This is a genomic window from uncultured Aquimarina sp. (assembly GCF_947496855.1).
Taxonomy (GTDB): domain Bacteria; phylum Bacteroidota; class Bacteroidia; order Flavobacteriales; family Flavobacteriaceae; genus Aquimarina.
Genome location: NZ_CANMED010000003.1, coordinates 221,656 through 240,081, shown reverse-complemented (window position 1 = coordinate 240,081; position 18,426 = coordinate 221,656). Strand labels below are relative to the sequence as shown.

Annotated in this window: 18 protein-coding genes; 6 read left to right on the top strand and 12 right to left on the bottom strand. The window is 29.5% G+C overall.

The window, feature by feature from the left end:
• Nucleotides 1–74: 74 nt before the first annotated feature.
• The 4 genes from Q0921_RS10555 (at nucleotide 75) to Q0921_RS10540 (ending at nucleotide 2,980) form a co-directional block, all read left to right on the top strand.
• Nucleotides 75–566 (top strand): nuclear transport factor 2 family protein, encoded by a 492-nt coding sequence (locus tag Q0921_RS10555; RefSeq protein WP_299256547.1) that lies wholly within the window; start codon nucleotides 75–77, stop codon nucleotides 564–566.
• Nucleotides 567–653: 87 nt separating this feature from the next.
• Nucleotides 654–2,408 (top strand): carbamoyltransferase, encoded by a 1,755-nt coding sequence (locus Q0921_RS10550; RefSeq protein ID WP_299256545.1) that lies wholly within the window; start codon nucleotides 654–656, stop codon nucleotides 2,406–2,408.
• On the top strand, nucleotides 2,395–2,808 hold the full coding sequence (locus Q0921_RS10545) for a hypothetical protein (RefSeq protein ID WP_299256543.1): 414 nt from the start codon (nucleotides 2,395–2,397) through the stop codon (nucleotides 2,806–2,808). Before Q0921_RS10550 ends, Q0921_RS10545 begins: the two co-directional genes overlap by 14 nt.
• Nucleotides 2,809–2,818: 10 nt before the next feature.
• Nucleotides 2,819–2,980: a DUF5989 family protein gene (locus Q0921_RS10540; protein WP_299256541.1), complete on the top strand. Its 162-nt coding sequence runs from the start codon at nucleotides 2,819–2,821 to the stop codon at nucleotides 2,978–2,980.
• 15 nt (nucleotides 2,981–2,995) lie between these two features.
• Here the strand turns inward: Q0921_RS10540 and Q0921_RS10535 are convergent, their stop codons facing one another.
• From Q0921_RS10535 to Q0921_RS10525, 3 genes are all read right to left on the bottom strand, one after another.
• Nucleotides 2,996–3,691, bottom strand: a complete 696-nt coding sequence (locus Q0921_RS10535; RefSeq protein WP_299256539.1) for a methyltransferase — start codon at nucleotides 3,689–3,691, stop codon at nucleotides 2,996–2,998.
• Nucleotides 3,691–5,211 (bottom strand): radical SAM protein, encoded by a 1,521-nt coding sequence (locus Q0921_RS10530; protein WP_299256537.1) that lies wholly within the window; start codon nucleotides 5,209–5,211, stop codon nucleotides 3,691–3,693. Before Q0921_RS10530 ends, Q0921_RS10535 begins: the two co-directional genes overlap by 1 nt.
• A gap of 164 nt (nucleotides 5,212–5,375) precedes the next feature.
• On the bottom strand, nucleotides 5,376–6,152 hold the full coding sequence (locus Q0921_RS10525) for a sulfotransferase domain-containing protein (protein ID WP_299256535.1): 777 nt from the start codon (nucleotides 6,150–6,152) through the stop codon (nucleotides 5,376–5,378).
• A 136-nt stretch (nucleotides 6,153–6,288) separates the two neighbouring features.
• Here Q0921_RS10525 and cysC point away from each other — a divergent pair, with 136 nt between their 5' ends.
• Both cysC and Q0921_RS10515 read left to right on the top strand, forming a co-directional pair.
• Nucleotides 6,289–6,819: an adenylyl-sulfate kinase gene (cysC, locus tag Q0921_RS10520; RefSeq protein WP_299256533.1), complete on the top strand. Its 531-nt coding sequence runs from the start codon at nucleotides 6,289–6,291 to the stop codon at nucleotides 6,817–6,819.
• A gap of 154 nt (nucleotides 6,820–6,973) precedes the next feature.
• The gene (locus tag Q0921_RS10515; protein ID WP_299256531.1) at nucleotides 6,974–8,020 is read left to right on the top strand and encodes an SGNH/GDSL hydrolase family protein; all 1,047 of its coding nucleotides are present in this window, start codon (nucleotides 6,974–6,976) and stop codon (nucleotides 8,018–8,020) included.
• 28 nt (nucleotides 8,021–8,048) lie between these two features.
• Here Q0921_RS10515 and Q0921_RS10510 read toward each other — a convergent pair whose 3' ends face one another.
• Genes Q0921_RS10510 through Q0921_RS10470 form a run of 9 tightly spaced genes read right to left on the bottom strand, consistent with a single transcriptional unit; the run spans nucleotide 8,049 to nucleotide 18,235 of the window.
• On the bottom strand, nucleotides 8,049–9,236 hold the full coding sequence (locus tag Q0921_RS10510; protein ID WP_299256529.1) for a hypothetical protein: 1,188 nt from the start codon (nucleotides 9,234–9,236) through the stop codon (nucleotides 8,049–8,051).
• Nucleotides 9,237–9,240: 4 nt separating this feature from the next.
• A complete protein-coding gene (locus tag Q0921_RS10505) occupies nucleotides 9,241–10,782 on the bottom strand; it encodes a glycosyltransferase family 87 protein (protein ID WP_299256527.1) in 1,542 nt (513 codons plus the stop codon).
• Nucleotides 10,779–11,054 (bottom strand): glycosyltransferase, encoded by a 276-nt coding sequence (locus tag Q0921_RS10500; protein ID WP_299256525.1) that lies wholly within the window; start codon nucleotides 11,052–11,054, stop codon nucleotides 10,779–10,781. The genes Q0921_RS10505 and Q0921_RS10500 overlap by 4 nt, the downstream gene beginning before the upstream one ends.
• 1 nt (nucleotide 11,055) lies before the next feature.
• Complete coding sequence (locus Q0921_RS10495; protein ID WP_299256522.1) at nucleotides 11,056–12,198, bottom strand: hypothetical protein; 1,143 nt, start codon at nucleotides 12,196–12,198, stop codon at nucleotides 11,056–11,058.
• On the bottom strand, nucleotides 12,179–13,717 hold the full coding sequence (locus tag Q0921_RS10490) for a hypothetical protein (protein WP_299256520.1): 1,539 nt from the start codon (nucleotides 13,715–13,717) through the stop codon (nucleotides 12,179–12,181). The genes Q0921_RS10495 and Q0921_RS10490 overlap by 20 nt, the downstream gene beginning before the upstream one ends.
• 5 nt (nucleotides 13,718–13,722) lie before the next feature.
• Complete coding sequence (locus Q0921_RS10485; protein ID WP_299256518.1) at nucleotides 13,723–15,099, bottom strand: radical SAM protein; 1,377 nt, start codon at nucleotides 15,097–15,099, stop codon at nucleotides 13,723–13,725.
• Nucleotides 15,096–15,887, bottom strand: coding sequence for a class I SAM-dependent methyltransferase (locus Q0921_RS10480; protein ID WP_299256515.1), 792 nt, complete (start codon nucleotides 15,885–15,887; stop codon nucleotides 15,096–15,098). Before Q0921_RS10480 ends, Q0921_RS10485 begins: the two co-directional genes overlap by 4 nt.
• Nucleotides 15,880–17,343, bottom strand: coding sequence for a radical SAM protein (locus Q0921_RS10475; RefSeq protein ID WP_299256513.1), 1,464 nt, complete (start codon nucleotides 17,341–17,343; stop codon nucleotides 15,880–15,882). Before Q0921_RS10475 ends, Q0921_RS10480 begins: the two co-directional genes overlap by 8 nt.
• On the bottom strand, nucleotides 17,336–18,235 hold the full coding sequence (locus tag Q0921_RS10470; protein ID WP_299256511.1) for a nucleotidyltransferase domain-containing protein: 900 nt from the start codon (nucleotides 18,233–18,235) through the stop codon (nucleotides 17,336–17,338). Before Q0921_RS10470 ends, Q0921_RS10475 begins: the two co-directional genes overlap by 8 nt.
• Between the last annotated feature and the right edge of the window lie 191 nt (nucleotides 18,236–18,426).

Sequence of the window (18,426 nt, the reverse complement as noted above, 5' to 3'; positions counted from 1 at the left end):
GGATTTTTTTTGTTAATAACTATGTCTTAAAACTAAAGAAAGTTTTAAATTTATACTTTATCAATAACGTATTTATGACTAGATTTTTTATTTCTGTTTTTATGTTTTTCACCTGTATTATGATTGGACAGGTGAATAGTTTGGAAATTCAAAAACTCATTGATCAAACGGTTTGGGAACCGTTTCAGAAAGCATATGAAGCAATGGATGCAGTATCATTAAATGCGATATATGCAGATGAGGTATTACGGGTTACACCAGAAGGGATTGATACTAAGAATGCGTTTAAAGATAAGAACATAGAACGCCTAAAAGCTTCTAAAGAAAGTAATACAAAAATAAAGCTAGATTTTTGGTTCGATAGCAGACATACTAATGAAGATACTTCGTACGAAGTTGGTTTTTATAAAATTGGTATAACTACAGACGATAAAACTCAATATATCTATGGTCAATTCCATATTGTATTAAAAAAGATCAATGGTATATGGAAAATAACACAAGATTGGGATACAACCACAATTAATGGAGAATCCATAACTGAGAAAGATTTTAATAAAAAGTAGATTTTATATATGTAAGATGTTTTAAAATCGCTGTGTTAAAAACAGATATAATATTTTGGTTTTGTATTTTTAACTAAAAGACATTTAGTGAGTACATATATTTTAGGGATTTCAGCTTTTTATCATGATTCAGCGGCTTGTTTACTTAAAAATGGTCAGATCGTGGCGGCTATTCAAGAAGAGCGATTGAGTAGAAAAAAACATGATGCAGGTTTCCCTGAGCTTGCCATCGATTATTGCCTTTCTTCTCAGAAAATTACTATTGATGATATACAACTGATTGCTTTTTATGAAAAACCTTTTATGAAATTTGATCGTATTATTGATACGTATGCTCGTAAAACACCTTTTGGTTTTCGATCTTTTAAGAAAGCAATTAAAAGCTGGACTTCGGAGAAATTATGGATTCCTAATATTATTCAGAAAAAACTAAATTATAAAGGTGAAATTATATACACTGAGCATCATGAAGCTCACGCAGCTTCCGCCTTTTTTGTTTCACCGTACAAAGAGTCCGCAATATTAACGATTGATGGTGTAGGAGAACGGGCCACTATAACAATAGCTAAAGGAGTTGATAATAAAATTGATAGTATCGCAGAACAACATTTTCCACATTCGCTAGGATTGTTTTACTCTGCTTTTACATATTACTGCGGTTTTAAGGTAAATTCAGGTGAATATAAATTAATGGGATTGGCCCCTTACGGAAAACCAATATATAAGGATATTATTTATAAATATTTTATAGCAATTGACGAAGAAGGAGTACTAACGTTGAATATGAAATATTTTAATTACGAAGCAGGATTAAAAATGACTACTAATGCTTTTGATAAAGTATTAGGGAATCCTGCTCGAAAATCAGAAAGCAATATGTCGCAGTTTTATAAGGATGTGGCGCGTTCTGCTCAAGAAGTTTTAGAGGAAATAGTTATACAATTGGCTAAAACTGCTAAAAAAATAACGGGATCCGAAAATTTATGTATGGCAGGTGGAGTAGCACTAAATTGTAAAGCTAATCAGGAATTATTAAAACAAAAAGTGTTTAAAAATATATGGATACAGCCTGCATCAGGAGATTGTGGCGGAGCTTTGGGAGCTGCGCTGATAGGGAATTATCATTATAAGGGAAATAAACGCAATGTTATAAAAGACTCTCCTATATATAATGCGTATTTGGGTAACTCCTTTACAGACGATGAGGTTGAAGATGAATTACAAGAATTAACAGTTCAATATAATCGGTTGCCTTTACAATCTGTAATTAAAAAAACGGCTGAATATCTAAATAATAAAAATATCATTGGATGGTTTCAGGGTAAAATGGAATTTGGTCCTCGTGCATTGGGTGCTAGATCGATATTAGCAAGTCCGAAATATCAGGATATGCAATCTCATCTAAATCTTAAGATTAAAAAAAGAGAGGGATTCCGACCTTTTGCACCTATAGTAATAGAAGAAAAGGCAGATCAATGGTTTGAAATTAAAGGAACGTCAAAGTATATGTTATTCACATTTGATGTAAAGAAATCTAAAGAAATACCTTCGTGTACACACCTTGATAATACAGCAAGAGTACAAACGGTGAGTGAAGAAGATAATCAAAGAACCTATGAACTGTTAGATCAGTTTGAACAATTATCTGGTTTACCTGTTCTCATAAATACTTCATTTAATGTAAGAGGTGAGCCTATAGTAGCAACAATAGAAGATGCTGTACGATGTTTTTTTAATACAGATATGGATGTCTTAGTCATTGGTAATTGTATAGTAACCAAAGGAGATAATACTAATTTTGATATGAATATTCTAAAAGATGTTAGCTATGAATTGGATTAAACAGTCATTGTCCAAAGCAATACATAATAGTTCATTGCATAAGATTCAGATACAATTTTTAATCATTTTGATTATTGTAGCTATAAGCATTATTGGATATCAGTTTTATACGAAGCATTGGACTCTAAATGTTACATTAACAGGTGCAGGAATTATTGCATTAGCTTTTGGAATTTTATATAAAAACCTGGTGATTTTGAAACCAATATTATTAATTTGGCTATTATTTGGGTTACTATTAGGAGAAATTACGTCTACAATAATATTAGGGTTTATCTTTTATTTTTTATTCTTTCCTATTACTTTTATATTGAGAGTTGTACATCGTAAAAAACAAACAAACCATCCGCGTTGGATTACAAGAGAAAATGATCAAGTTGATTATAAAAAGTTGTATTAAATAAAGAGTTATGAGTTCAAAATTTTCAATATTCCTGGAGTTATTACGCTTTTTAAAACAACAAAAAAAGTATTGGTTAATCCCTATTATTTTGGTTACTGTTCTTTTAGCTGCTTTGGTATTACTGGGAGAGAATTCTGCGGTAGCTCCTTTTATTTATTCTTTGTTTTAGAACGTAGTATCTGTTTTAAGAATTTACTTTTTTATTATCTCTTAAATGTGTTTCCCTTTTAATACTAAAAATATAATTTTTTTCACCAGCGACTTTTTTTTCTAGAACTTTATCAAAAACTAAACTTGATACGTGTGCCAGACTTTTTAAGTGTTCTATCTCACAATCTTCGGATAGAATCATATAGACTATTGAACTTGGATTGATATGATCCGAAAGCTGTATAAATAACTTTTTGAAATATTCGAAGTCACTTCCACAAAACCATGCTTTTTCTTTTATGTTTTTTGGTGCTTTAGGGTAGTATGGAGGATTGATAAGTATGTAATCAAAAGTTCTGTTTTTTAAATCATCAAACAGGTCAGATTGTACAATCTCTAGCGTTAATTGATTTTTGTCAGAAGCCTTTTTTAAGTATTTCAGAGCAATAGGATTGATATCTGAAGATGTTGTTATAGCTCCTTTTTTTGATGCATATAGTGAAAGGATTCCTGATCCACAACCAAGCTCTAATACAGTTTTTTTGTCTAACTGCTTTGTTTTTAAAAAAATCAGGAATATTTTAGTGCTTAATGTAAGATGTGGAGGGAACACATCAGGATGTACAATCACTTCGATACCTTCATACGTATATTTTCTTGGTTTTAGATAAAATATTTGTAAACCTAATTTTAGGAATGGATGGGTTATTTTTTTTAAAAATTGTCTCATTATTCAGAATAAAAACCTTGTATTTCTGGTTGTCGATATTTCCAGATTTTATGTAATGCTTTTATTTCATATGGATATTTGTAGATCTGATTTTGATAACGTACTCCAGCAATTGTACGCAATATTTTTTTCTTCATTCCTTTAATCCTAAAATCAGATGCAGTTGGGTAGTATCCGTTTAAAACAGTTTCAAAATTTTTGATTTTATCTACCATCTCTGGAGTTAACCAAGGTGTCAATGGGTTTTTGCGAAGATCAAATTTTTCCCATTCGGGATTGAGCCAATCTTCTAACTTTTTAGGAAAGCTAAAACCTGCTTTCTGGATTTGTTCGTACAATTCTGAACCTTCTGTGGCTACAGGGCTATAGAGATAGATAATAATTTCGGAATTAGGATTTAATTCTTTAATCTCTCTTATAAATTGTATATCCCAATTAATCTGATTCATTACTTTTTCCGGAGAATCTGCGGGCATTCCTAATACAAAAGAAAATTCTGGAATAATACCAATCGGAGCTAATCGTTTAGCAAAATCTTTAATGGTTTGCCCAGTTTGTGTACCTCCTTTGTTCATTTGTTTGAGTATGTCATCATTACCTGTTTCAGCACCTAGAAATATCATTTTGCATCCAGCTTGTTTCATAGTAACAAGATCTTCATCACTATATTTATTGATAGTATCTATTCGCCCTTCTCCCCACCAAGTAATACCATCATTCATAACTAAATTAGAAAACTCCACAACTCTTTTTCTGGATGTAAAAAAGTTATTGTCGTGAAATTCAATAGCATCAATACCATAGGTGTCTTTAAAATACTTAACATCATCATAAACAGTTTGAGCAGATTTAGCCTTCCAACGCCCTTCATAAATAGGAACTACAGCACAAAAAGAACAGGTAAAGGGACAACCTAAACTAGAATGGTATGAGAATGTCTTTTCTCCCAAAAATGTTCTACTGAGATAATGTTCCAAATTATAAAATTTGTTTAAATGTTGATAAGGTAGTGCTGGTAAAGTGTCCTGATCTAATAACTTTTCTTTTGGTGTCTGAATTATGTTTCCCTCATTATTCTGATAAATTAAATTTTTGATACTTTTAATTTCTGAAGAATCATTATGTTCTAAAGCATCCAACAACGCAGGAAAAGCGACATCTCCAGGACCATTAACGATGTAATCTACAAAGTCAGATTCAATACATGCTTTAAATTGGTTGGAAGCAAAATAACCGCCCCAAATAGTAGTACATTTTGGAAATTGTTCTTTTATCTTTCTAGTAAAAGGAATCGCCTGTTTTAACTGAGGTCCCGGCATGACTGTAGAACAAAAGTATTTAAATTCTCCAGTATCAAAATAGCTTTTGATTTTTTCCCACGGATCACTTTCTAGATTTCCATCAATAAAGACAAAATCATATTTCCCATATATTGAAGCACCAACCTGAAGAATAGAATTAGGAATTCTATGTTTAGCATTTGCACTTCTTGGGTTGAAGATAATGAGTTTGTTTTTCATATTGATAAGCTTTTAATTTGCTTTCATTTCTTATTAAAAAGTAATATTATAAAATTCAGTGCTTGTTTTAGGTTAATAGCTCCAATTTGCAATTTCCTTATTTTTCCTGAATGAATCTATAAGAACTTAATAATTGTATTAGTTTTTTTAACTCGGTAAAGTTCCTATAGTTGATAGAAGGGATTACAATCTTTTAATTCTTTTTTGAATAGCGCTATTTCCCTATCCGTAAATTCTTTTTTCCAATACCCTTGAGATCCATTTCTAATTAATTTTTTCAGAGAGGAATTATTTTTGTTCGAAACTTCTTGTTTTCGTTTTTGAAAGGATTGTTTATTTATACTCTCTTTAATGTGTTCACTAGTTGATTCTATTTGTAAATAATCCAATATTTGATTGCATTCAATTTCAGGAGACTCTAATAGGTCTTCATATTTGACAAATAAAATTTCTTTACCAAAATACTTTTTGTAATGTTCTTTCCAAGGAGTTTTTAACCAGTAGTTTACATCTTTTCCTCCATGTAAAAGAGCTTCGTTCATTAATTTTTTCTTTGTTTTTTTTGGCATTAATTTATTCAGTACTTTTTTTAGAAAATGATTAATCATTTTTATTCTAAGTAGTTTTATAAATGGGAAATAGGATATGGTAAAGTTAAAATAATGTATTCCAGAAATAACGATATCTCTTGGATCTCTTATGACATAAATTATTTTATGAATTTTAAGAGGTGATACCTTTTTGATTTCATCATAGGTGTGGTGAGATTTATAACATTGATATTGCGATATTCTTTCTTCTCCTTCTTCATATAATGAAGTAATGTTTTCATAACCCCAATCTCCGTTTAGTGGACATTTTATTAATTCTGCTATTAATCTACTGGCCCAAGTTGTTCCGCTTTTAGGAAATCCAACAATTACGATGTTTTTTTTGGACATTAATATGTGATTTTTTTATTGGGAAATAAGATACAAATAAGATTTAATATTACCTTAGTTCTAGGCAATCTCGGATTTTAAAAAAAAAATATTTGAGAATTGTAAAAGCATTAAAATTAGAAATTCGAAAAAATCTATGAATAAGAACAAGCAAACTCCTAGATTAGTTTGGTTTACAGGGTTATCAGGTGCAGGTAAAACTACCCTTGCAAATGCTTTGCATAAAAAATTGTCAGAACAAGGTTTTAGTTCGTATGTCTTAGATGGGGATAATATTAGATGCGGAATTAATCGAGACCTATCATTTTCACCACAGGATCGTTCAGAAAACATAAGAAGAGTTATTGAGATCGCATCACTTTTTTTGGATGCAGGAATTATTGTTATTACGGCGTTTATTTCTCCTTATGAAAAAGATAGACAAAAAGCTAAGAATAAGATAGGTAAGGCTAATTTCATAGAGGTATATCTTAGTACTCCCTTAGATGTTTGTGAATCTAGAGATGTCAAAAACTTATATAAAAAGGCAAGATCAGGAGAGATAACTGATTTTACAGGTATTAATGCTCCATATGAAGTTCCAATTTCTGCAGATATAAAAATTGATACATCTAACCTTAGTATTGAGAAATCTGTTGATAAAATATTAAAGTGTGTTTTCAAATAACAAGACTAAATGCGCAAATATAATTTTATAGAAAAATATACTTAGTATTCTATATATTGATTATAATATGAAAAAAATAATCCTGTCACTTGGGTCAACTGTTTTCACTCTTTTTATCATAGAGATTTGTGTACGAATTTTTTACCCTCAAATTATGGAACATGACAAAATGTTTGAATATGATAGTAGTTTAGGTTGGAGGTTTATCCCTAATAAGAAAGGAACAATTATTTACCCAGATGAGGCTCATCATTATATGAAAACAAATAATATTGGTTTTCGTGATTCGGCTATTCCTAATGCAAATGATACCATAAACAAAATCTTAGTGCTGGGAGATTCTTTTGTGAGTAATATATCTGTTAAAGATGAGGAAGTTTTTACAGAAGTTCTTGAGAAAAATGTTAATAACACAGCTGTGTTAAACTTTGGTGTTAATGGTTATGGACAACTCCAAGAGTATTTAGTAGCAAAGGAGTGGGGGCCGAAGATAAAACCAGATCTTGTGATACTAATGATTTATGTTCGTAATGATTTTACAGATAATTTTACAGATAATAATTGGGGTAATACTCAGTTAAATTATAATCGACCATCTGCTTCTTGGAATGAGAATAATCAGGACCTTGTTATAGAAGAAGTCTCTCCCATAAAAGAAGTAGTTTCAGAAACCTCTGGGAAAATATATCATAAATTACACTTGTATCATTTTGTTAAAACGAGAATAAATGTTATTCGTGCTAAATTTTCTAAAAATAAACGTATTAAGCCATCTTTTTTTACGCCTCCCGAGTTATACCTTTGTAAATCGGAATTTTCTGAAAATACTAAGTTAATGTATTTAAGAATGGAAAGAATTCTACTTAAAATATCTAATTATATAAGGGAAACAGAAACTCCATTACTATTCGTTATAGCACCTTCTATTGTACAAGTTGAAGATGAATTATGGAAATCAACAGTAGCCAGTATTTCAGAAAATAAAGAAGAATATATACGGTCATTACCAAATGATCTATTAATGAGTTTTGCCAAAGAAAACAATTTACAGATGTTTGACTTATTGCCAATATTACAATTAGAAACGCGTAAAGGGAAGAAGCTGTATAATCCTAAAGAGCAGCATTGGACTGCTGAAGGTAATCTAATTGTAGCACAATCTTTATTAAAGTATTTGAGAAACACCTCTCTTGTTAAATAATAGGTGTAATAATAAATCAAAATATTCCTTATACTGTTTTTATAGACTTTCTTCTAATCCATAACCAAAGAATGATCACAATGCTCCATTGTCCTATGACTTTTAGAATAAGTGCTCCATCCATATCCCAGAATTTGATTAGATAGTATCCTAAAATAATTTGGAACAATACTAATATTGATGCAATTATAGCAATTTCGTTTTGCTTGTTTTTTTTATAATATTCATTTACCAGTAAAACATGCAAAAACAGTGGTATCATAATTATAAAAGCCAAAATATATTGCATTTTAGTAAAATGTAATTCATATAGTAGTGTGATAGAAGTGTACATTATTACTATCATTACTAAGGCAAAACCCCATCCATACCAGAATAACTTTCCTTGTAATTTACGAATCAACGTATTTTTAGAACGATACAAGTTTTTTAAAAAAGGATTTAGCGCAAAGGAACTTGCCATTTGTGCAAGGGTCAAAAAACTTAGAAATACCTGATATTTACTTAAAGTGTTTAGGTTAAAAAAATAAGTGCCATAATAGGCATCAACTTTTACACGTATGGTTCCAACTGCAAGAGGTATAAAAAAAGGCATAGATTGTTTAACATTATCAAACTGAATTTGAAATTTAATTTTTCTAAATACACTCTGATAAAAAATAATATAACACATTAATCTTACACCTTGCCCTAGAATAATTATGAGGATTAATTTTTTTAAGTCTATCGTGTCAATAAGAATTAAACAAGAAGATGCGAGTATTAGATTATAAATTATTTCTACTCCAATATTAAATTTAAAATCTCTTTGATATAAAATTAAAACTTTAAAGGAATGAGTAGCAAATTGTAATGTTATTAAAGCGAAAATTAATACTTCTAACTCTTTAAATATAGGAATAAAATAAATGATAAAATAACTAGGAATAAGTAATATACTCCTCGCAATACTGTTGTTCCACCAATCTTGATTTATAGTAGATGGAGAATTACTAAAAGATTTTAAAAGAAAATCCTGACTACCAAAACCTAGAAATAGCAGAAAGAGATTACTCCAGATCAATATTTCTGTATACTTACCCCATAATTCTGTACTGCAGTATTTGATAATAATAAAAGAAAGTAAAAGAATAGAAAATACCCCAAGAATTTGACTTAAACTATAGAGAGATATAGTTTTTAGTCTTGAAAATATTTTACGATTCTTTAAAGCCATAGAATTAGTCTAAGGTAAGAGGAATACTTCTTAATTGATAAAAACCAATACCTTGATTTAAATCTGATAAATAGATTAAAATTTCTTGATTGACTACTGATGGTTTTAACTTATTATCATCATTAAATGTTATTTGCTTTCCCTTATAATATATTTGATTATTATGCATAGTAGTAGAACTTGTATCGATATTTTTTATAGCTAGTCCGGTGGATTCCATTTGTTTTCCATTTTTATTCCAATAAATGTAATTTAAAATACTTTTTTCTATTACGTAATCATATACTAAAATAGGCTGGTCTTGAACCAGTACTTGACCATTTTGAATGTCGTTTTTTGATGTAAGTAAAGCAATTAGAAGAAAAAAACTAATAAAAACAATTGAAGATTTCCGATGTATGTAATTAAAGTTTTTTGAAACTAAAAAAATAAAAAGTATCAATAATAAAAACAATCTAGGAAAAGAAAAAGGAATCGGTAATTCCAAGAAATAATGTATCGGTGTATTCGATATTAAAAAAAATAAAAATATCACGAACAACAACTTAAAGTTAGGATTTATTTCTTTTACATAGTATATAAATAGAAAGATTAACAAGATTGAAGTGTATGTGCTGCCATATGGTGATAATAAAATACTCAAGAATATCCAAAAAGAAAATGTATTTAATTCTGAAGTTTCATTTTTTGTAAAAAAATAGCTAATTACTATAAGAATTAATTTAGACAATAATAATGATATAGAAAATATAGTTGTATTAGATAAAAATAATTTCTTAAGAAACATAAATATGGATTGATATCCCAATACTACATCTCTTGAAATTTCTCCATTACTGGATTTTATTAGTACAGATTTTAAATAAAATTCCCATACTTCTGAACCGTTTATTATCAGTGAAATGCTAAGTAAGAAAATACAAGTAGAAAATAAATATATCAGAGCTCTATATTGTTTTTTAAATAATAAAAAAAACAAAAGTATTATAGGGAATATTTTTAGCATTATCGCTATTCCCCAGAAGACCCCCATTTTTATATATGATTTTCTCTTAAATGCTAAAAAACCTTCAGATAAAAGAAAAAACAATAATAGATAGATTTGACCAAAGAGAAAGTTGTTTCGAAAAGGAATCAAAAAAACAATCGGAATTAAAAATAGAAATATATGTTTTATGGCATATATTTTAAATAGCTTTTGTAAGCTGTACAGAAATAATAATAGGCTAATGAGGTTAAATATGATTTTCGCAATTTTTAGAGATACAAACGTAAATGGCATGAAAAATGTAGCTAAAAAAGGAGGGTTAGGAGCATAGCTGCAAAAAATATTTTTATATCCTAATGTTGCGATTTCTTGATTGAATTTATGAGGGAAATATAATAAGCTAGAGAAATTACCTTCTTTTAAAAATGTAGCTCCAAAATAATAATTTGCAAAATCATGGGGTTCAAAATGGACTGCATTAAAAATAAAAACAAGACCAATTAAGGTTATAAATAAATAACCTAAATGTTTTATTGAAATAGCATTAGGCCATATCATAGCTCTTTAAAAAAATTAAATTGTATACCTAATTTATTTAGGAAGAATTTAAAAAAAACGGTTAAGACTGCATATCCGAAATTTTCATCATGCTCAATAATTTGTTTTATACCTATTTTTTTTGCTACGGACACGGTTTTATCACTACTATAATCATCTGTTAAGATAATTTCATCCACAATATGATGTGGGATTTCCAAGTAAGTTTTTTCAAGTGTTCGTTCTGCATTATAAGCAGGAAGTATCACTACTGTTTTTTTAGAATTTAGCATGTCATTTTAAGTAGTTAACTTCATTATTAGATTTTTCTCTAACACTTTCGGGTACATTCATAACCTTCCATGGAGCTAGGTTATCAACATCTTTTCGATAGTATAAGTCTCCAAGAAAATCAAATTCATGATGACGATGTGTATCTAGGTGTTTTAATTTTTTTTGAACTTCTTGTAAAGAAAAGCCCCATTCATTAGCTAAATGTTCAGCAGAAGGTTCCATAAATGCTATGTAGGATATTTCCATTTCTGTATGTAGTCTTTTATTCCTAATTTGTTTGTCTTTCCAGTGCTTATCTTGATAAGATCTTAATTGTTTATTATAATAATCCAAAGTATCCTGTAGTTTTTGGTAAGAGAGATACTTTTTATGATCATTCTGTTTTCTAAACATTGGTTGAATTCCTGTTTCGTGACACCATATACATTTTGCAGGTTTTCCCGCATTAGTAACTTCCTTGTTAGCGGCATCTTTTAGATTTCCGTTTTGATCATAAATGCCAAACTTCAATTGACCATTATCCATAACTTCTACAGTTTCATATTCGTGTATTTTCTTGGAAATGGAATCGACTTCTGTTGATATATAGACCTGTTTTTTTGGAGTATTATTTTTTGAAAAAGAAATAATTCTATCTACGAGGGATATGCTAGAATTATCAATATATCCATTAATAGTATCAAAAGTATATAAAGAATTATAATCTTCTAATTTTTTAGGGATATCAACGATTTTGTAGTAATGATTGGAACTACCAATAGTTAATGTAATATATCTGCCAATATCTATGGCATTGTTTTTTTGATACTCTTCGGTTTTTTTTAGTTTAGCATTGAGTTTTTTGAGATACTTTAAAGCATTTTTATCAAACCTAAGTTGATGTATGTTTAATGCAATGGTGTTATTATTTTTAATTATGAGTCCAGTCGTCGTTGTATCCGAAGCTAAATCAGATCCTAAAAAGGACAAGCACCATTTTAAAGCTATGATATTTTTGGTAAGAGTATCTGTTGGGTAAGATTTATTCCATTTTAAATTAATTTCGTTATCTTTTTTTAAAACTGAAAAGGATAAAAATGAAGACAATAATATTGTTGCTATTAAAATAATAGAAATAAAATATTTATTTTTTTGATATTTCATAGATATAATAACTTTCTTTTGATACTATGTTTTTATTGAAACTTTTAAGGAATTGATACTCCATAGAATCATTAATATTTTTAACATTCTCTAGGTTTAAGGGTTCTAGAGATATAAAAATGACACTTTGCTCTTCGTTTTTTACTGTGTTTTCTATAGTGTTAATCAGTTTTATTTCCGAATTTGAAATTAAAGAATTTTGTCTATTCCAAATACAATAGCTCTGAAAATTGTTAGCGTTTGTAAAAAACACTGGTTTCTCTAAATAGCTACTTAATGGAGTGCCTCCACACCACTTAGTTATAATGACCTTTCCGATAAGGTTCGATTTTTTTAAATACGTAATAGTTTGTTTTGAGCCAGAGAATGGGAGAAAGAAATCAAAACTGTAGGCGGTTACTCCCGAAATCATTTGTATTCCCAAAATACTATAAAGAAGTCCTTTTTTTATCCTTTGAAGAGTTGGTCGAGAGAATGAAGAATTTAAAAGGTTTTTTTTAAAAGAATGATAATGTTCCATCCATAAGGCTGTAATTATAATAAGGAAATTCATTCCAAAATATCTAGGAGCAGATAATTGTGTAACAAAAAAGAATCCCCCAGTACCTAAAATTCCTAAATAAACATATAAAAGAATGAACTTGTTTTTAAAAAATAAAAAGCAAGGAATAGATAAACTTAATATTCCGAGAACAGCGGCAAAAGATTTGTTTAAGTTTACGATTAAATGTGAGTTCCAAAAATGAATAGTTCGAAAATCTGAGATTACGAATACACCTTTAAAAAAGGTAATGAAACTTTTAGAAATTCTTTGTAGTAATGAAAAATTTTCTGCTCTTTCGAAAAAAGAAGTGTCTGAAGGCGGAATTATCTGTAAAACTGAAAGTAAAGTACCTATTACAAAAATAGTAATTCCAATACTGATTTTTGAGTTCAGGAACCTTCCTTTTTCTTGAATACATTCTATTAGAGTAACAAAAATTAAACATGAGGTAATTACAATAAAAATAGCGTGAGTATTATTAGCAATTGCAAGAAGTATAGCAAAAAGCACAAATCGTTCCTTACGAGATTTATATACACTACAAGCAAGGAATAAAAATAATACTCCAATTGCATAGTTTCTGCTTACTAGGTTATACTCGAAAAACATAAAATACCCAAAAATGAACATGATTTTGAACAAACGAGAAAAAGGAGCATTTTTAAAGAAAATGAATACAACTGTTGAAGAAATGATGATATGTAGAAATTGCATCCAAAATGGATCTAAGGAAATCCTACTAATATAAAAGAGTATAATATTCCATAAAATTGGATGTCCCTCATATCTGGTGTTAGTTATTAAATTAGAGATAGATATGCTGTCTCTTGCTAACAACCAGTGATGCGCTTCATCCAGCCATAATTCGTGGTTTAATATTCCGATAAAACTAGCGGCAAAGAATATACCCGTAAAAATAACATAATCGTTGGAAATTAAACTTAATATATTTCTTAACAATTTGATTTTACTCATCGAACTTATCTTAACTTATAATATTTCATCAATAGCAAAGCGGCGATCGATTTCACTTTTAATTTTAATTTTTCTGTTATGTTATTTCTGTTTTTAAAGTAATTTACTTCGTTAACTATTCTTCTTACGGCAAAATCGTAGAATTTACGATGATAGGTTCTTTTAAAATCAATGTCTCTATCTGTTGAGGTATGCCAATCCGGTTGTATGGTAATATTATTTTCAATTTCATTATATAGAGAAGTACCTTTAATAGGATACGCAACGGTGATTGTAAAATGAGTAGGATTTGCCACTTTTAGATGATGTATGGTTTCTGCAATATCTTTTTCATCTTCACCAGGATATCCAACCATAATAAAAGTTCCGGTTTCGATACCTAGTTGATTTGTTTTCTGAATAGCTTCTCTAACTGTTTCTACCTTAACTCTTCGATCCATTGCATCCACTATTTTTTGTGAACCACTTTCTGCACCGATCCATATTCGATAACAACCAGCCTCTTTTAATTGTTGCAAAACTTCATCGTTTAATCGTTCTGCTCTTGTAATACATTCAAAAGGGATCACGGCATCTTGTTGTATCACTTCTTTATGAAATTCTGCTAACCATTTATGACTTACCGTAAACACATCATCTACAAACCAAATAGTATCAGGGTTATATTCTCTTTTAAGCATTGCTAATTCTTGAGCTACAAGGTTGGCAGGCCTTCTTCTATAGCTCTGTCCATAAACTGCTGTACTACACCATTTACAGGTGTAAGGGCAACCACGCTGCGTACTAATGGTCATAGAGCTTTGACCATGATTGTTTTTCCAAGTATCAAGATATTTTTGCATATCGATAGCTTCTCTATTAGGAAGTGGAAGCACAGATAGGTCTTTCATTTTTATTCTGGCAGTAGTTTTTACTACTTTGTCATTATCTAAATATGCAATTCCAGAAACCGCGCATATATCAGTTTTGATTTTAATTGCTTGATGGAGTTCATATAAAGTTTCTTCTCCTTCGCCAATTACGATATATTGAGCGCCAGATCTTAAGTAATTTTCAATATTATAGGTTACATCAGGACCACCTAGTACTATTTTGGGAAAACCATAAGTAGCTTCTGTTTTAAGAATTTTAATAAGTTTAATGACTTCTACTTTAGTCATTAGATTCGTATATATAGCTACTACATCTGGTTTTTTGGATGCTATAAAACTTAATTGTTCGTTTTTAGAGCTAAAGGTGGTGTCAAAAACATAATTTTCTAATCCGTGTTCATTTAGATATCCTGAAATATAAAGTTGTCCTAAAGGAGGGTAGGGCTTCATAATCCTTTGCTCTTTAGGATCAGTACTGAGATAATATGCATGGGTAAGAACAATGCTCATTTTTTAAATAGAGAGATTAGATAGTGATCACTATATTTTGATAGAAATGAAAAACGATTAAACAATGTATCGAGTTTTTTTAAAATTTCTAAAAGTCCTAATTTATTTTTAAAAAATGGCTCTAAATAGGAGGGGGGAATACAAAATCCAATAGGACTTACTTTATCTACAGCGAATACGTTTTTAGCTATTTTTTTTATGTTTTTAGGATCATAATACCAAGTAGTGACATCAGTTCCATCTACATTAGCGATTACGACATTATTAGTATTTCTTCTGAAGGCTTTTTTTAAATCTCCTTTTATTATGAAATAACTATTTTCCATAATACAGTGCTTAGGCATAATAACTCCGATGATTTGGCCGTTTGGTTTTAACTTTTTATACGCTGTGATAAAAAACTGAGTTAATTGATTATGAGAAAGACAATTTAATCCTCCAAAATCCGAAAATATCAAATCAAAAGAACTTTCAGGACTAAAAGCTTCTAATTTATTTATGTCTAATTGCTGGAATTCTATGTCATTATTTTTATTCTGTTGTTTTGATCGAGCAATCGAAATCATTTCTGATGATATATCGGTTGCGATAACATGATGACCTCGGTCAGCTAACCATATGGCATCATGACCTGTACCACAATTAATTTCTAAAATATCTAATTTTTGATTGTTCGGAAGTGTTTTTATTAAATGATCGTATACCAAGTTTCTTTGGAGTTTACCAATTTTGCTATGAGTAAAACTAGTATCATAGGTTATTGCCGCTATGTCAAAATTTTCATTCATTAAGATGCTCCATTCTTTTTAAAATTTGTGCATCTACATATGCACTTGGGAAATAGTATAATAAATAAGATATTCTTTTTAGTGCATTCTTAGAAACTTTGGAGGGTTTCTTGAGCGTATCCTTTAAGAATTGTAATCCCTGACTTTTTCTATATTCTTTATGTACATAACGATGTAGTTTTTTGTAATATTTAGAATTATAGGTACTCTTAAACATCATAGCTAAATCATCCGAGTCTGTCCAATTTGCTTTAAATCGGAGATCATCTTTGACTTTGTCATAGAATTTAGTGCCAGGAAGCGGGTAAGATACAGATATACCTAGATCATCAGGTACTAACTCTTTTATCATTTTTATAGTTTTTGAAATATCTTTTTTAGTCTCACCCAGATAACCAAATTGAATAAAAAATGCTACTCGTATATTTTTTTCTTTTAATAATAATGTTGCATTGTATATTTCTTCTACTTTGGTTCCTTTATCCATAGCATCAAGTATGGATTGAGAACCACTTTCTGCTCCAACCCAAACTTCTTGTAATCCAGATTCTGCAAGTGCATTGATGGTGTCTTCTTTTAATAATAAATCAACTCTACTTTGTATATAATATTTTAATGTAGTATTTGTGCTTTTTAGTTCTAGATTAAAATCCTGTACCCATCCTGGAGTTAAACCAAAAATATCGTCGCACATCCAAAAGCGTTCAACACTAAAGGTTTTCTGTAAATACTGTATATGTTTTACAATATATGCTGGAGAATGTGTATTATATCGATTCCCATAGATTGGTTTTGCACACCAATTACATTTAAACGGGCAACCTCTGGTAGTAGCAAGATTTAGAGTAAACTCTTTTCCGCCATTGGTCCATACTTTTTTATAAGAATTAATGTTTACAAGATCCCAAGCAGGCATTGGTAATTCATCTAGATTTTTTAAAACCTCTCGTTTAGGATTGGTAATCGTTTTTTCCTCTTTTACATAAACAACTCCTTTTATTTTTTCGACAGATTGTTTATTTTTTAGTGCGGATATCAGTTCTAACAGCGTGATTTCTCCTTCTCCTTGAATAATATAATCTGCACCATTGTATAAATATTTTGGATAATGATCTGTAGCGTCAGAACTATTAATTATTATAATACAATTGTGGCTTTTTCCAATTCTCATCATCTCAAAAGCGGCTTCGCGCATAGTGGTGAGACACATTTTGGTCAAATAATTAAAACCATCATCATATAATACTAGAAATTTTGGTTTCTTTTCGATGATCTCTTTTTCAATATCATATGGGTTATCTCTTAGATTGGTGTCAAAAAGATCAACTGTAAAACCCTTTTTCCTCATTAAAGAGGCTGCATAGATGGTTCCTAACGGAGGATAAGGAGTTTGATTCTTCCATTGTTTAGAGTCTAAAGGGTAGTAATAAGAATGTGAAAATAAAATATCAAGCATGCTCTTTTTCTAATTCTATATTATACTTTGATTGAAATTCATTGTATCTTTTATTTAGCTTGTCAATAACCTTTTTTTGGAAATTTCTGGGGTGATGTTTAGATACACCATCTGTCGATTTCATTGCGATATCAAAATCATTTTTAGGTAAAGTTTTAAATTTAGTATTCCATTTTTTAACTGTCATCTTTAAAAAAAGATCCTCTAAACCATTTCCAATTTTAGTATTTAATATTAATTCTACAAAATTTGTTATCAGAGGCTTGTTTTTTAAACTCTTAATAGAAGATTTGCCTATTTCTAGATTGGGTAAAAAGTTAGAAACCCATTGATTTTGATTATAAAAATTAGTAAAATCACCAGAAACCGGAATTAGTGTCAATAATTCAGTTGCTGTAAATATGTTCTTTTCAGATATTTCCAATGAATTTTCTGCTATAAAGTAATTGACGCAAAAGAACTTTCTCGAATTGAATAAGAATATTTTTTTGTAGATCATTAATAAAGTTCTGGCTACCCATAAGCGTTCTGATTTTGTAATTACAAAAAAATCAACATCACCATCTTTATCGTGATAATTTTTTGACAAAGCTCCAGAAATACCAACAGCTTTTACATAGGGAAACTTAGCAATTAAAACACCTTTTTTTATTGCTTTTTCCATGACCGATTTGGCCATTTTATTACCTTCTATACGTCTAGAAACTGATTGCGAGTTTCCGTCAAGAAAATAATAACTGTTATCATAAGAAATAACTCCTTTTTTTTTGAGATATTCTAATTCACTTTTGATCTCACTTTCATCGGAGGCTGCCGAAAATAAATAAATCTCTTCGGCCGAAAGAGGATATTTAAAAATAGAAAAATATAACAAGGTTTTAAGAGACTTCACTTAGAGTTGAGTTTTAATTAGAACATCATACTAAAAAAATAATATTATGTTTATTTAACTAATAATTATTGTGCTGGAATCTAAATATATTGATTTTATAGATAATTACATGGGTGTTGATTGGATATACAGTTAATACTTAGATAAATTTTGAATGAATTAACATTCTGGGTTTATTACCACTAATAAAC

Excerpts from the sequence above, each read along its gene's own strand:
- Q0921_RS10530 (WP_299256537.1), bottom strand. The coding sequence starts at position 5,211 with ATGAAAAACAAACTCATTATCTTCAACCCAAGAAGTGCAAATGCTAAA.
- Q0921_RS10485 (WP_299256518.1), bottom strand. The coding sequence starts at position 15,099 with ATGAGCATTGTTCTTACCCATGCATATTATCTCAGTACTGATCCTAAA.
- Q0921_RS10545 (WP_299256543.1), top strand. The coding sequence starts at position 2,395 with ATGAATTGGATTAAACAGTCATTGTCCAAAGCAATACATAATAGTTCA.
- Q0921_RS10490 (WP_299256520.1), bottom strand. The coding sequence starts at position 13,717 with ATGAGTAAAATCAAATTGTTAAGAAATATATTAAGTTTAATTTCCAAC.
- Q0921_RS10535 (WP_299256539.1), bottom strand. The coding sequence starts at position 3,691 with ATGAGACAATTTTTAAAAAAAATAACCCATCCATTCCTAAAATTAGGT.
- Q0921_RS10475 (WP_299256513.1), bottom strand. The coding sequence starts at position 17,343 with ATGCTTGATATTTTATTTTCACATTCTTATTACTACCCTTTAGACTCT.
- cysC (WP_299256533.1), top strand. The coding sequence starts at position 6,289 with ATGAATAAGAACAAGCAAACTCCTAGATTAGTTTGGTTTACAGGGTTA.
- Q0921_RS10540 (WP_299256541.1), top strand. The coding sequence starts at position 2,819 with ATGAGTTCAAAATTTTCAATATTCCTGGAGTTATTACGCTTTTTAAAA.
- Q0921_RS10505 (WP_299256527.1), bottom strand. The coding sequence starts at position 10,782 with ATGATATGGCCTAATGCTATTTCAATAAAACATTTAGGTTATTTATTT.
- Q0921_RS10525 (WP_299256535.1), bottom strand. The coding sequence starts at position 6,152 with ATGTCCAAAAAAAACATCGTAATTGTTGGATTTCCTAAAAGCGGAACA.
- Q0921_RS10480 (WP_299256515.1), bottom strand. The coding sequence starts at position 15,887 with ATGAATGAAAATTTTGACATAGCGGCAATAACCTATGATACTAGTTTT.
- Q0921_RS10515 (WP_299256531.1), top strand. The coding sequence starts at position 6,974 with ATGGAACATGACAAAATGTTTGAATATGATAGTAGTTTAGGTTGGAGG.
- Q0921_RS10510 (WP_299256529.1), bottom strand. The coding sequence starts at position 9,236 with ATGGCTTTAAAGAATCGTAAAATATTTTCAAGACTAAAAACTATATCT.
- Q0921_RS10555 (WP_299256547.1), top strand. The coding sequence starts at position 75 with ATGACTAGATTTTTTATTTCTGTTTTTATGTTTTTCACCTGTATTATG.
- Q0921_RS10500 (WP_299256525.1), bottom strand. The coding sequence starts at position 11,054 with ATGCTAAATTCTAAAAAAACAGTAGTGATACTTCCTGCTTATAATGCA.
- Q0921_RS10495 (WP_299256522.1), bottom strand. The coding sequence starts at position 12,198 with ATGAAATATCAAAAAAATAAATATTTTATTTCTATTATTTTAATAGCA.